Here is a 12,873-nt window from a genome sequence, read left to right on the forward strand (position 1 = left end):
CCTTTTTATCGACCAAAAGTCACTTTTCCACTGAAAACCCGCGCCTGCGTTGCCCTGGAAAGAACGAAGTGTGGACTTTGTTGCTGTTGGTGTAAATGGTTCGCGCTGCCACTATCAAGCTCATCCCCATCGATTACAAAACGCTCTGGAGACTGGCAAATGTTAGTGATGTCGAACCCCGTCGCGATCGACGATACGGCCGCGCTGTATCGGAAGATCAACCTGCGGCTGCTGCCGTTCCTGCTGGTCTGTTACCTGTTTGCGTATCTGGACCGCGTCAATATCGGCTTCGCGAAACTGCAGATGCAGGGCGATCTCGGGTTCTCCGATGCCGCCTACGGCGTGGGCGCGGGCATCTTCTTCATCGGCTACGTGTTGTTCGAAATTCCGAGCAATCTGATGCTGCCGCGCGTCGGGGCGCGCAAGACATTCAGCCGCATTCTCGTGCTGTGGGGCATCACATCGGCCAGCATGCTGTTCGTGCGCGACGTGCCGACGTTCTACGCGATGCGCTTCCTGCTGGGCGTGTTCGAGGCCGGTTTCGCGCCCGGCATGATCTATTACCTGTCGTGCTGGTACGGACCGCAGCGCATGGCGCGGGCGATTGCGATCGTGTTCCTGGCGGGGCCGATCGGGGGCATCGTCGGCGGCCCGGCATCCGCGTGGCTGATGACTTCGCTGGCCGGTCACGGCGGCCTGGCCGGCTGGCAATGGATGTTCCTGATCGAAGGGCTGCCCTGCCTGCTGCTGGGCGTGCTGGCGCTCAAGCTGGTGCCGGACCGGCCCGCCGACGCCGACTGGCTGAGCGCCGACGAAAAGCGCCGACTCGAACAGGATCTGGCCGTGCCCGTCGCGCACAAGCATTCGTTCGGCGCCGTGGCGCGCGACCCGCGCATCTACGTGCTGGCGTTCGCCTATTTCTGCGTGATCGCGGCCATCTACGCGCTGAGCTTCTGGCTGCCGACGCTGATCAAGGCGCAGGGCGTGGCCGACACCGTGCAGCTTGGCTGGTACACCGCCCTGCCCTATGTCGGCGGCGCCATCGGCATGGTCTACATGGGACGCCGCTCCGACCGCAAGCGCGAACGCCGCTATCACGCCGCGATCCCCGCGCTGGCCGCGGCCGCGCTGCTGGCCGGCTCCACGCTGGCCGACGGCCATCTCGCCGTCACGCTCGCGCTGCTGACACTGGGCACCGCGTCACTGTGGATGACCTACACCGTGTTCTGGGCCATGCCTTCCGAATACCTCAAGGGCCCCGCCGCGGCTGGCGGCATTGCGCTGATCAACACCATCGGCCTGTCGGGCGGATTCTGGGGGCCGGCCATCATCGGCTGGGCCAAGACCGCCACCGGCAGCCTCCATCCCGGCGTACTGATCATGGCGGTCATGCCGCTGGTGGCCGCGCTGATCCTGCTGGCAAACAAGATGCCGACGCGGCGCTGAAGCGCGCCCGTTCAAGGCCGCGCGCCGACCGGCAATAACGATTCACTCCCCCGCAAAAAGGAGCCTTTCATGCTGCTGCATCTCTCCACCTGGTCCGAAGTCGAACAGTTTCTGAAGCGCAACCAGACCATCGTCATCCCGATCGGCTCCAACGAACAGCATGGACCGACGGGACTGCTCGGCACGGACTGGCTGTGCCCGGAAATCATCTGCCGCGAAGCAGAAAAGCAGGCCGATATCCTGGTCGCGCCAACCTTCAACATCGGCATGGCGCAGCATCACCTGGGCTTTGCCGGCACGATTTCGCTGCGCCCTTCCACGTTTATCGCGGCAATCGTCGACTGGACGCGCTCGCTGGCGCGGCACGGCTTTGAAAAAATCCTGTTCCTGAACGGCCACGGCGGCAATATCGCGTCGATCGAAGCCGCGTTTTCGGAGATCTACGCCGAAGCGAGCTTTGCCGGCCGACGCGCCGGCTTTGCGATGAAGCTGTGCAACTGGTGGGACCTCGAAGGCGTGGGCGAACTGGCGCGCGAGCAGTTCCCGACCGGACACGGCGCACATGCCACGCCATCGGAAATTGCCATCACGCAATGGGCGTTTTCCGACGCGATCAAGTATGCCGACTACGCGCCGCGCATTGCGCCGTCGGGCCCGATCCGCGAAGCGCTCGATTTCCGCGCGCGCTATCCCGACGGCCGGATGGGTTCCGATCCGGGCCAGGCAACACCGGAAAAAGGCCGTGCACTGGTGGAACTGGCCGCGCGCAGCCTGGCCGCCGAACTCGCCGCATTCGGCAGCGAGCCCGTACCGGCCTGAGCGGCGAAGCGCCGCTCCGATCAGTTGCGATGGCGCACGCGCGGCGCCATCGCGGCGAACACGCCATCGCGCAGAATCAGCGCATGCAACAGCGCTGCGGCCAGGTGCATCAGCACCACCGCGAACAAGGCGAACGCCAGCCAAGTGTGCAGCGCGCGCAGCAACGCGAACAGGCGCACATCGACGGGCAGGATCGGCGGCAGATGAAATGCGCCGATCATCGTCACCGGATAGCCGCCCGCTGACAACATCGCCCATCCGATCAGCGGCATGGCCAGCATCAGCGCATACAACACCAAATGCGACAGCGCGGCGATGGCGCGCTGCGGCGGCGGCATGCTGGCCGGCAACGCCGGGGCGCCGCGCCGCAGACGCACCACGAGACGCACGATCACCAGCAGCAGCAAGGCGGCACCGAGCGGCCGATGCAGGTCGATCAACACGTCATGCGCGCGCGATACGGTGGCCACCATGCCGACGCCAACAAACAGCATCGCCAGGATCATCGCCGCCATCGACCAATGGAGCAGCTTTTGCAGCGCGCTGAAGCTGCCGTGCGCGGGCGGCAGATGCGATGTATGCGCGCGGGACGTCTGCGAAGTCTTCATGCCGGGATCTCCTGTCATTGCGGGGCCTGCTGGCGATGCGCATCGAGCGCGACCTCGCGCGTGCGGCGCTGGTACGACAACGCGTACGCGGCCGACCGCGCCGCCAGCAGCGGATCGCCGGACGGCGCAAGGCCCGCGGGCAGAATCGTGGGATCGAAGTTGATGTCGCGGCAGTCGCCGTCGTCCTGCGCGCTGGCGCGTTCGATCACCAGCGTGCCCGCGTCGATCTGGCGGCGGTCGGCAGGCCAGGCTTGCGTGGCGTCGTCGGTCGGGTCGCCCGGCGCCGCGAGCGTCAGCACCAGGCGCCAGCGCAGCGGGCCCGATGCAAGCTGCTGCGCCAGCGCGGCGGCCAGGAAAGACGGCTGCGCTTTTTGCCCATCGCCCACAGGCGTATAGGGCAACTCGGGCTGCATCGACCAGCGCACGGCCTGCCGCTTGCCGGCGGCATCGACCAGGTAGAACGCATTGACGCTGTAGTAGGCGCCGTTGGCATAGCCCGACGACGGCGGGTGTCCCTTGATCCAGTCCTGAAACGGCCGCGCCTGCGGATTGGCCGCGGCAAATGCCTTCAACTTGGCGGGATCAGGTTTGCCAGTGGCCGGATCGGGCTGCGCCGCCATCAGTTGCTGATAAAACTGCTCCGGCGTGCGCACTGGAAATAGCGGCACGGAATTCATGCCGGTGCGCCATTGCTGACCATCCGCCTGCGTAAACTTCAGCGCGAAACTGCGGATCGGCACGCTGCCATCGGGCGCCTGCGGATTGCCGCCCGGAATGGCGAAACGCCCGGTCACCGGCGTACGCCCGGCCGCAAAGACCGTCGCTTTCGACAACGACGCCGCCGCGCCATTGCTTTCGAAGAAGCCGTCGACGCAAACGCCCTTGGCGTGATTGCGCCGGTAACCCTCATGCAGCCCGGCGTTGCGCTGGAACTGATCGATGATGGTCTGCGTGGACAGGCGCTGTGGCGTGAGCCATCCCGCCGTCCACGCAAAGCCGCCGCCCAGCACGAGCACGACGGCGCCGATCGCGCCGAGCCGGCATGGCACGCAAGGCCGCGCGCCACGGTTGGAAGATTGGTCAGTCAATGCGAACCCCCGATGAGAGAAAACTCACGGGGATAAACACATGAGACTTCGGTTCTATTCCGTCGCCGGCGAAAAAAAACCGATCTGGCGACGCCTCAGTGCTTTTCGCGGTGAATCGCCAGCGGGCCAAACGACTGCGTGACCGGCATTACTTCCACGAAGTTGATGTTCACGCGCGCAGGCAGCGTGGCGGCCCAGAACACCGTCTCGGCGATATCGTCGGGCGTGAGCGCATCGGCGCCTTCATAGACCTTTTCGACGCGCGACTGGTCGCCTTGAAAACGCACCGACGAGAATTCCGTGCCACCGACCAGGCCCGGGGCCACATCGGTCACGCGCACGCGCGTGCCTTGCAGGTCGGCGCGCAGGTTCAGCGAGAACTGGCGCACAAACGCCTTGGTCGCGCCATACGCGTTACCGCCCGGATAGGCGTAGGCGCCCGCGGTGGAGCCGATATTGATGACGTGGCCGCGATTGCGCGCCACCATGCCGGGCAGCACGGCGCGCGTCATGTACATCAGGCCCTTGACGTTGGTGTCGACCATCGTGTCCCAGTTGTCCAGGTCGGCGCTCTGCGCAGGCTCCAGCCCCAGCGCCAGCCCGGCGTTGTTGACCAGCAGGTCGATCTCGGCAAATTCGGGCGGCAGGCCGGCCACGGCGGCGGCCACCGCGGCGCGGTCGCGCACGTCCAGGACCAGCGGCAAAACCTTGTCGCGCCCAAGCTCGTCGGCCAGGGCCGCCAGACGGTCTTCACGACGGCCGGCCGCAATCACGCGGTGCCCCGCGCCGGCAAAACGGCGGGCGATGGCGGCGCCGAATCCCGCGGTGGCGCCGGTAACGAAAACGATCATCTTCTTCTCCAACTGGAACAGGTTCGGTACAGGTTCGGGCACGGATACTACACCGTCGGTCGATGCCGCGCGCGTCGCCCCCACACCCGGTGGCCAGAGCGCGGCGTGGGCGGCCCGATTCGACAAATAAGAAAAAAGCGAATGACTTTAGTGAAATCAAGTCATTTTTAGAATCATCGCACCGGGTCTACTCTGTCCGCACGGCCAGACCACTGGCTCCGCGCAAACGGTCGCAAGCATCGCTCCAAGGCATGGCTCGCATGACAGCGGCCTGTGCGCGTCGCGCCGACTTCGGGATCGATGTCGGCAGCGGGCCGGCGCAATACCAGCGACATGCCGGCGACGTCAGGATCGGGCCGCACTGCCCGCACTGCCATGTGGGCCCACACCAAGAACGAGAACCTCCAGAACCATGACTCCGAAGACCCTTCTGCTCCCCACCCTGCTGCTTGCGCCCGTACTTGCCTGGGCCGGCGCGCCCAGCCACGATGCCGCGTTGTTCGGCAATCCCGCGCCGTCCGCGGTCGTCACGCGCACCATCGACGTTACGCCCGACACCCACTACATCCGCGTCGCGTCGGGCGAATCGGTGACGCTCCGGGCGAGTGGTCAAAGCCTGGGATGGACGTTTCTGGAAGCGATCAACGGCACGACTACGCGGCTGGACCTGCTGATGCCCGGCGTGGCGCAGGCCCGCGATGTGTATGTGCATGTCGAGCCCAGCGAGATTTATCGCGCGGGCTGAGATAAAAATGGCAGGCGCGGCGCGAGCGGGACCGGGCGAATCAGCCCGCGCGCATGCGCCGCGCTTGCAGCAGCGGCTGCGCCAGACTGGCAAACACCAGCCCTAGCGCGGCCCACAACACCGCCTGGATGCCGAATGCGGCGACGCGGAAGCGCCACAGCAGCACGGCCGGAAAATGGTCGGGGATCTCGTTGATCTCGGGCAGCAGCGCGTGGACCAGCGCGGCCAGCACCAGAAACAGTAGGCCTGCGCCGATCGTCGCGCGCCACGCATCGCCGCGCGCGTGCAGGCGCCGCGCCACCACGACGGCCACCACCATCGCTGCCAGCGACAGGCCGATCATCGTGAAGAACAACCCGGTGCGCATGCCGATGGTGGACGGATCGCCAACGGCTGGCGGGTTGGGCGGGTACTTGAGAAACGGCACCAGCACGATGGCGATATAGCCGAGCAGCGCCAGCAGCACCGACGTCGCGCGTGCGCCAAGCGCGCCGACGCGCCCGTGGACAAAGGCAAACACCAGCGCGAACAGGCCGCCCACAGCAGCGCCGAACACGGCGAGTCCGATAAACAGCCCCGCGCCCGCCTGCACCTCGCGGCTGACCAGTTCCGGCATTTCATGCGCATGGCTTGCGCCCATCGCGTGCGTCATGTGCGCCTCGTACGCAATGGCGCCTGCCACCTGCGGCTCGCCGACCACCGTGGCAAAAGCAAACGCCAACAGGCTCGCCACAAAGCCCGCGACCATGCCGCGGACCAACAGACTTCTCACCATGGGAGCGCCTTCTCAGTGGCAGGGAAAACCGAGCAGATGGCGGCCGTCGTGAACGAACTCGTGGACGTACATGGTGTTGAAGATCGCCATCGCGCCCTCTTCCACGCCGACGAAATAGATCGCCAGAAGCAGCAGCATGCTGCCGAAGACGGCCCACGGCAACAGTTCACGAACAGGGATCGAGATCGGCTCGATGGCGGGCGAAAGCGTGGCGCTGGTTTGCATGATGGCTCCTTCAGGATGACGCGTCCTGTCGCGGGTCGATGACATCGTTGCGGAGGTCTGACTTGTCACCGCCGCGGCGTGAAAAGCCGTCAGGGTGAGATACAGTGGCGCGACCGTGCTGGAATCCAACCAGCTTCCCCGCATCGAAACTGCGTGCATTCTAGTCCACTGGCCCTCACCGCGCATGAAAACCCGCCTGACCCTGCTCTGCGTCCCCGCCACCGCCGCACTGCGCGCCGGCCGCTTCCCCGCTCATGAGCCGCTCGATCCCGCGCAAGGCGCCGTGGCGGCAAGCGTCGCCGCGGCGCTTGGCACGGCAATCGGACACGTCGATCGCGTGCTGCGCAGCCCGATGCCCTGCGCGCGCGATACGGCGCGCGCGCTACATCTGGCGGCAAACATCGACGATGCGCTGTGCGAGATCGATTACGCGCGCTGGGCCGGGCTGGCGCTCAAGGACGTCGCGGCGTCGGAGGCGGACGCGCTGGCGCGCTGGCTCGTCGATCCGCATATGGATGCGCATGGCGGCGAGTCGATATGCCACGCCATCGCGCGCGTCGGGCGCTGGGCCGATCGGGTCAGCGCCGGGATCGGCACCGCCGGCACGGGCGACACTGTGGGCGATGCGGCCGGCACTGCCGGTCACACCCTCGTCATCACGCACGCCAGCGTGATCAAGGCCGCGCTGATCCACGCGCTGAAGGCCCCGCCCACCGCCTATTGGCAACTGGATATCGCGCCGATATCGATCACCACGCTGTCGGCCTATCGCGATAGCTGGCGCGTGACGTCGATGAGCGTGCCGCTCGCGCACGGTCCGGCATGAGCCGGGGCCGCAGTCCTCCGGCACGGCGGCTTCGCGCTTACCAGCGTGTGCTGAGCGTGGCGATCACAGTGCGGCCGTTGCCGTAGTAGCACTGGATCGTCGAGTTGCAGCCCGCCACGTATTCGCGGTCGAACAGGTTGGCGGCGTTGATCTGCAGACGCCAGCGCGAGGCGAAATCGGCGTGCACCGACGCATCGAACAGCACCACCGACGACACGTCGAACGTGTTGGCCGCGTCGCCAGCGGTATTGCCGATATAGCGCACCCCGCCACCGAATCCCAGTCGCACGTCGTGCAGCGGCGGCAGCGTGTAGTCGGCCCACGCCGACGCCATCGTGCGCGGCACGCCGTACGGACGCTTGCCCAGGTCCGCGCCGTTGCTGCGCGTGACCACCGGGTCCTGATAGGTGAAGCTGGCCACCAGGTTCAGGCGCGACATCAGGCTGGTGCGCGCCTCCAGTTCCACGCCGCGCGAGCGGATCTCGCCGGTCTGTATGGTGTTGGCGGTATTGGCCGGATCGGTGGTGGACACGTTCTGCTGCGTCAGATTGAAAGCCGACACCGTGAATATCGAGCGGCTGCCCGGCGGCTGGTACTTGACGCCGGCTTCCACCTGCTGCCCCGTGGTGGGCTTGAGCGGATCGCCGGCCAGGTTGGTGGACAGCGTCGGCAGGAACGACGTCGAATAGCTGACATAGGGCGACAGGCCGATCGGCGCCTCATACAGCAGGCCGGTGCGCCACGTGAACTTCGATGGATCCTGATCGGTCGTGACGCCGGTGCGGTTGTTGCGCGTGCTTGAGCGCGTGTAGTCCTGGCGGCCCGCCAGCGACAGCACCCAGTGGCCCCAGCGCAGTTGGTCCTGCAGATACAGGCCCAGTTGCTTCTGTTGCTGGTCGGTGCTGGTGGTGGCGTTGACCGGCAGCGCCGGATTCAGGCCATAGACGGGCGCGTACAGGTCCAGCGACGGGCCGTTGATGCTCCACACGCGGTTGTGGAAATCCTGCCATTGCAGGTCCACGCCCGTGACGATCTTGTGCGACACCGGCCCCGTCGCGACATCGACCTGCACGTTGTTGTCGACCTGCACGCCATTGAGGTTTGGCTGCGCCTGGTACGCGGTGCGGTTCAGCGTGCGCTGGTCGGCCGCCAGCGACCTGCCGAACAGCGACTTGTAGTCGAGATCGAGGTGCGTGTATCGCACGTTCTGGCGGAACACGACCTGATCCGTGAAGCGATGTTCCAGCCGATAGCCGACGGCCGCCTGCGTCTTGCGGTATTTGTCGAACGATGGATCGCCGGTCAGCAGGCTGGGCGGAATCTTGCCGAAGCGCGACGGGGTCACCATCCCAAGCGCCGGCCCGTAGCTGGCGGACGATCCCATGTCGTCGTACAGGTAGGTGGCCGACAGCGTCAGGCTGGTGGTGCCGTTGGGGCGCCATGTCAGCGACGGGTTGATGTTGACGCGGTTGTCGGTGACGTTGTAGGTCTGCGTGTCGCTGAGGCGGCCAAGGCCGTTGACGCGATACAGCAGCGTGCCATCGTCGTTGAGCGGGCCGGTGAAATCGAACCGTGCCTGGCGCCGGTTATGCGACCCGTAGTCCAGCGCCAGCTCGCGATACGGCTCGGCCTGCGGGTCCTTGCTGATCAGGTTGACGAAGCCGCCGAGATTGCCCGCGCCGTACAGCACGGAGCTCGGGCCGCGCAGCACTTCCACGCGCTCGACCGAGGACGGATCGACACGAAACGCCGCGTAGCTGCCGGCGCGATTGGCGATCTGCGGCACGCGCAGGCCGTCCCAGTAGACGTCGGCGTTGAAGCCGCGGATATAGAACCAGTCGGCGCGCGGGTCGGCACCATACGGATCGGCATTGACACCGGCCGTGTACTTGAGCGCGTCGCTGACGCTCTGCACGGCCTGGTCCGACATCTGGTCGCGCGTGATCACTGACACCGATTGCGAGGTGGCCATCAGGCTGGTATCGGATTTGTTGGCGGTGGCCGATTCGCGCGCCACATAGCCAACCACGGCGCTACGGCCGCTCTCGGCGCCGGCCGCGGTGACCGTGACGGCGGGAAGCCGGTGGTTATCGGCCTCGGCTGCGCCGCGGTTGCCGCCGCCCGGCGTCAGCATCAAGCTGCCATCGCGGCGTTCCACCAGACTCAGGCCGCTGCCGGCCAACAGCTTTTCAAGCGCTTCACGGGGCGTGTACCGACCCGACACGCCGGGGCTGGCGAGCCCTTCGGTCAGCGCCGGATCGAAAGACAACGCGATCCCGCTGCGCGCGGCAACGCTCGACAACGTACGGCCCAGCGGTCCGGGTGCGACGTCGAACGCCTGCCGCGCGGACGCATCGGCCTGCACGGCCGAGTCGGCCCGCGCCAGCGGCGGCAGCGTGGCGGCAGCCAGGGACATCGCCAGCACGGCCAGCCTGACGGCGCGATGGGTGGGTTGCTCGGAAAAACGGGAGCGGATGACGGCCATGAAAATCGGTCCTCTTCGGTGGATGGCAAGGTGGTTCTCTTCCCTTGCCAGCCGAACGCGCGAAAAGTACCAGTTCGAACGAAAAATTTTGCCGGCCTCAGGCGCCGGGCCGGCGTGGCACCAGCGTGACCCACAGCGCGGTGCGCAACACCACGTCAACGGGATACGTGGCCATCAGCATCGACAGCGTGCGGTCGCTGTCGGCCACCGGCAGCGCGCCGGAAATCGGCAGCGCCGCGATGGCCGGATCGCACCGAACGATGCCGCTGCGATAGCGCGCCAGTTGCGCGGCCACCTGCGCCAGCGGCATGCGGTCGGCCACCAGCATGCCTTGCGTCCATGCCGCCACGCTGTCGTCGGCCACCGCCGGCGGCGCAACCTCCGCCGCTGACATGACCGACTGCTCGCCGGCGCGCAGCACGCGCGCTTCGGCGCCGGGCCGACGCGGCCGCGCACGCACTGCGCCCTCGAAGACCGCCACGCGCGTCGCGTCGTCCTCGATTGCCACGTCGAAGCGCGTGCCCAGCGGTTGCAGCTGGCCCTGCCCGGTTTCGACCAGAAACGGCCGGGCCACGGCGGCCGGGTCGTGCGCCGTTTCCACCAGGATTTCTCCGGCCCGCAGCGTGATGCGCCGCTGCTGCGCGTCGAACTCCACGTCGATGGCGCTCATCGGGCCGAGCGTGATGCGCGTGCCGTCGGCCAGCCGCACCTCGCGCCGCTCGCCGCGTCCGGTGCCGTGCGTGGCCACCCATTGCTCCCAGGGCGCCAGCCGCGATACCGCCCACGCCGCGGGCGCCACGGCCAGCCAGCCGGCCAGCCGCGCGAGCGCCTTGCGTCGCGCCGGGCTGGCGGGACGATCGAGCGCCCGCATGGCGATCTCCGGCGGCAGGCCGCCCATCATCGCCATCAGGCGCTCGGCTCGCGCCCACGCCTGCGCGTGAACCGGGCTTTGCGCCTGCCAGCGCGCGCACGCCAGACGCTCGTCGGCGCTGGCATCGGTGGCGTGCAGGCGCATCAGCCATTGGGCCGCTTCGTCGAGAATGCGCGCGTCGATGGTGGCGTCGTGCGTCATGACATCGCGCCCAGACATACCCGAAACGCCTGCTGCATATAGCGCTTGACCGACGTCAGCGATACGCCCAGTTGTTCGGCGATGGCCTCGTATTTCATGCCCTCGAGCTGCGACAGCAGGAAAGCGCGCTTGGCGCGCGGCGGCAGCGTATTGAGCATCGCGTCGACGTCATGCAAGGTCTGGAGCACGATGGCGCGATCCTCGGGCGACGGCGCCAACGGCTCGGGACACGCCGCCAGCGCCTCCAGATAGGCGCGCTCCAGCGACTGTCGCTGCAGCCAGTTGATCATCAGGCCCTTGGCCACCGTGGTCAGATAGGCGCGCGGTTCCTGCACGGCCGCGAGGTCGCGCGTGCCGATCAGCCGCGTGAAGGTGTCCTGCGCGAGATCCGCCGCATCGGCGGCGCTGCCGCCGTGCCCCAGCCGACGCTGCAGCCAGCGGTACAGCCAGCCGTGATGGTCGCGATAGAACGCGCCCAGGTGCGGCGCGGGGGATGGCGGACTGCCTGACATGGTCTGCTTGCTGGAACCCGCCATATCGGACAGATCGGCGGAAGAAAAAACGGATGACCCGGAACGTCGCAATGTTCCTGGCGAAGCCCATAACACGGCTTCGCCAGATGCTTTTGCGAATCATTCTCATTTAATTGTAGCCGGGATACGATAAGGCAAGCAAGAAACCGCCGTCCCGCGTATATTTGGCGCCACTTTTGCGGACGTATCGTCATCGGTCCTGTCGCGCAGTGGCTGGACGTGGCAAACTGCCGGCGCCGTTGCGCCGACATCGCCGGCCGGCCTTGCCCGGGCCGACGCGCGGCGTCCCCACCAAATCGTAATTTCTTGAGGCAACGCCGCCCGGCTTGACCGCGGACAAGCGCAGGCCGACGCGGCTCTTGCACACTGACGGCCATGAATTTGCCCTCTTCTTCTCCTTCTTCTTCCGCCTTGCCTTCCCCCTCGTCTTCCTCGCAGTCGTCCCCCTCGACCCCAACTTCCGACAGCACTGCCGCGCCGGCTCCGTCGACGGCCCGGCCCGCGCCCCGCAAGCACAGGCGCCTGGCGTGGCTCACCGGCGTGGTCAGCGTAACGCTGCTGGTGCTCAACACGCTGCTGAGCGTCGTGCCCATCGTGCCGCTGGCCTTGGTGAAGCTGGCATTCCCGACGCCAGCCGTGCGCCGGCGCGTCGATCCGTGGCTCAACGCCATCGCCACGGGCTGGATCTCGCGCAATACCGGCTGGATCACGCGTCTGCAGCCGGACATCTGGGACATCGAAATCAATACTGAGCTGAAGCCGGACGACTGGTATCTGGTCAGCTGCAATCACCAGTCGTGGGTCGATATCTTTGTCCTGCAGCGCGTGCTGAACAAGCGCATCCCGCTGCTCAAGTTCTTCCTGAAGCAGACCTTGCTGTATGTGCCGGTCATCGGGCTGGCCTGGTGGGCGCTGGACTTTCCGTTCCTCAAGCGCTACAGCAAGGCGAAGTTGCGCCGCAATCCGGCGCTGGCCCATCGCGATCGTGAAATCGCGCAGCGCGCTTGCGAAAAATTCCAGCTCGTGCCGACCAGCGTCATGGTGTTTGCCGAAGGCACCCGCTTTACCGAAGCAAAGCGCGTGGCGCAGGCGTCGCCGTATCGCCACCTGCTCAAACCCCGGGCCGGTGCGCTAGCGGCCACGCTGAACGCGATGGGCGCCCAGTTCCGTTCGATGGTCGATGCCACGATCATCTATCCCGATGGCGCACCGCGCTTTTGGGATCTGGCCTGCGGCCGATCGGGCAGGATCGTGGTGCGGATCCAGCAGACGCCGATTCCGGCGGACTTCTGCGCCGGCAATTACGCCACGGACCCAACCTTCCGGCGCGCGTTGCACCAATGGCTGAAGGCCATGTGGGAAGCGAAGGACCGCCAGATCGACGCGGCGATGCAGTAACG

Annotated in this window: 13 protein-coding genes; 5 read left to right on the forward strand and 8 right to left on the reverse strand. The window is 66.7% G+C overall.

All coding sequences use genetic code 11. The features are described 5' to 3' along the window. The first annotated feature begins 159 nt into the window (after positions 1-159). Both AC1RKI_RS10650 and AC1RKI_RS10655 read left to right on the forward strand, forming a co-directional pair. A complete protein-coding gene (locus tag AC1RKI_RS10650) occupies positions 160-1,446 on the forward strand; it encodes an MFS transporter (protein WP_061959516.1) in 1,287 nt (428 codons plus the stop codon). Between the two features lie 69 nt (positions 1,447-1,515). After that, the gene (locus tag AC1RKI_RS10655) at positions 1,516-2,265 is read left to right on the forward strand and encodes a creatininase family protein (protein WP_061959515.1); all 750 of its coding nucleotides are present in this window, start codon (positions 1,516-1,518) and stop codon (positions 2,263-2,265) included. Positions 2,266-2,285: 20 nt separating this feature from the next. On the opposite strand, the gene AC1RKI_RS10660 is transcribed toward AC1RKI_RS10655, so the two are convergent. The 3 genes from AC1RKI_RS10660 to ydfG form a co-directional block, all read right to left on the reverse strand. Further along, entirely contained in the window at positions 2,286-2,873 is a 588-nt protein-coding gene (locus AC1RKI_RS10660) for a cytochrome b (protein ID WP_492795262.1), read from the reverse strand. 14 nt (positions 2,874-2,887) lie between these two features. Continuing rightward, a complete protein-coding gene (locus tag AC1RKI_RS10665) occupies positions 2,888-3,961 on the reverse strand; it encodes a catalase family peroxidase (protein ID WP_227459708.1) in 1,074 nt (357 codons plus the stop codon). Between the two features lie 95 nt (positions 3,962-4,056). Then, complete coding sequence (gene ydfG / locus AC1RKI_RS10670) at positions 4,057-4,812, reverse strand: bifunctional NADP-dependent 3-hydroxy acid dehydrogenase/3-hydroxypropionate dehydrogenase YdfG (RefSeq protein ID WP_061959520.1); 756 nt, start codon at positions 4,810-4,812, stop codon at positions 4,057-4,059. 412 nt (positions 4,813-5,224) lie between these two features. Here ydfG and AC1RKI_RS10675 point away from each other — a divergent pair, with 412 nt between their 5' ends. Further along, positions 5,225-5,557 carry a CzcE family metal-binding protein gene (locus AC1RKI_RS10675; RefSeq protein ID WP_227459709.1) on the forward strand — a complete coding sequence of 111 codons (333 nt, stop codon included), beginning with the start codon at positions 5,225-5,227 and terminating at the stop codon, positions 5,555-5,557. Between the two features lie 40 nt (positions 5,558-5,597). On the opposite strand, the gene AC1RKI_RS10680 is transcribed toward AC1RKI_RS10675, so the two are convergent. Both AC1RKI_RS10680 and AC1RKI_RS10685 read right to left on the reverse strand, forming a co-directional pair. Beyond that, positions 5,598-6,332 carry a CbtA family protein gene (locus AC1RKI_RS10680; protein WP_492795265.1) on the reverse strand — a complete coding sequence of 245 codons (735 nt, stop codon included), beginning with the start codon at positions 6,330-6,332 and terminating at the stop codon, positions 5,598-5,600. Positions 6,333-6,344: 12 nt separating this feature from the next. After that, complete coding sequence (locus AC1RKI_RS10685) at positions 6,345-6,557, reverse strand: CbtB domain-containing protein (RefSeq protein WP_227459711.1); 213 nt, start codon at positions 6,555-6,557, stop codon at positions 6,345-6,347. Positions 6,558-6,741: 184 nt separating this feature from the next. Between AC1RKI_RS10685 and AC1RKI_RS10690 the strand changes: the two genes are divergently transcribed. Then, the gene (locus AC1RKI_RS10690; protein ID WP_492795267.1) at positions 6,742-7,383 is read left to right on the forward strand and encodes a histidine phosphatase family protein; all 642 of its coding nucleotides are present in this window, start codon (positions 6,742-6,744) and stop codon (positions 7,381-7,383) included. Between the two features lie 37 nt (positions 7,384-7,420). Here the strand turns inward: AC1RKI_RS10690 and AC1RKI_RS10695 are convergent, their stop codons facing one another. The 3 genes from AC1RKI_RS10695 to AC1RKI_RS10705 form a co-directional block, all read right to left on the reverse strand. Beyond that, entirely contained in the window at positions 7,421-9,868 is a 2,448-nt protein-coding gene (locus tag AC1RKI_RS10695; RefSeq protein WP_492795269.1) for a TonB-dependent siderophore receptor, read from the reverse strand. A gap of 97 nt (positions 9,869-9,965) precedes the next feature. Next, positions 9,966-10,958 (reverse strand): FecR domain-containing protein, encoded by a 993-nt coding sequence (locus tag AC1RKI_RS10700; protein WP_492795271.1) that lies wholly within the window; start codon positions 10,956-10,958, stop codon positions 9,966-9,968. After that, complete coding sequence (locus AC1RKI_RS10705) at positions 10,937-11,452, reverse strand: sigma-70 family RNA polymerase sigma factor (RefSeq protein ID WP_061959496.1); 516 nt, start codon at positions 11,450-11,452, stop codon at positions 10,937-10,939. Before AC1RKI_RS10705 ends, AC1RKI_RS10700 begins: the two co-directional genes overlap by 22 nt. Positions 11,453-11,995: 543 nt before the next feature. On the opposite strand from AC1RKI_RS10705, the gene yihG reads away from it, so the two are divergent. Beyond that, complete coding sequence (gene yihG, locus AC1RKI_RS10710; RefSeq protein WP_061959497.1) at positions 11,996-12,871, forward strand: 1-acylglycerol-3-phosphate O-acyltransferase, YihG family; 876 nt, start codon at positions 11,996-11,998, stop codon at positions 12,869-12,871. The last annotated feature ends 2 nt before the right edge of the window (positions 12,872-12,873 follow it).

The organism is Cupriavidus sp. GW822-FHT06G04 (assembly GCF_058799075.1).

Coding starts and splice junctions, on each gene's coding strand:
- ydfG (WP_061959520.1), bottom strand. CDS start 4,812: ATGATCGTTTTCGTTACCGGCGCCACCGCGGGATTCGGCGCCGCCATC.
- AC1RKI_RS10700 (WP_492795271.1), bottom strand. CDS start 10,958: ATGTCTGGGCGCGATGTCATGACGCACGACGCCACCATCGACGCGCGC.
- AC1RKI_RS10660 (WP_492795262.1), bottom strand. CDS start 2,873: ATGAAGACTTCGCAGACGTCCCGCGCGCATACATCGCATCTGCCGCCC.
- AC1RKI_RS10655 (WP_061959515.1), top strand. CDS start 1,516: ATGCTGCTGCATCTCTCCACCTGGTCCGAAGTCGAACAGTTTCTGAAG.
- AC1RKI_RS10675 (WP_227459709.1), top strand. CDS start 5,225: ATGACTCCGAAGACCCTTCTGCTCCCCACCCTGCTGCTTGCGCCCGTA.
- AC1RKI_RS10680 (WP_492795265.1), bottom strand. CDS start 6,332: ATGGTGAGAAGTCTGTTGGTCCGCGGCATGGTCGCGGGCTTTGTGGCG.
- AC1RKI_RS10690 (WP_492795267.1), top strand. CDS start 6,742: ATGAAAACCCGCCTGACCCTGCTCTGCGTCCCCGCCACCGCCGCACTG.
- AC1RKI_RS10705 (WP_061959496.1), bottom strand. CDS start 11,452: ATGTCAGGCAGTCCGCCATCCCCCGCGCCGCACCTGGGCGCGTTCTAT.
- AC1RKI_RS10685 (WP_227459711.1), bottom strand. CDS start 6,557: ATGCAAACCAGCGCCACGCTTTCGCCCGCCATCGAGCCGATCTCGATC.
- AC1RKI_RS10695 (WP_492795269.1), bottom strand. CDS start 9,868: ATGGCCGTCATCCGCTCCCGTTTTTCCGAGCAACCCACCCATCGCGCC.
- AC1RKI_RS10650 (WP_061959516.1), top strand. CDS start 160: ATGTTAGTGATGTCGAACCCCGTCGCGATCGACGATACGGCCGCGCTG.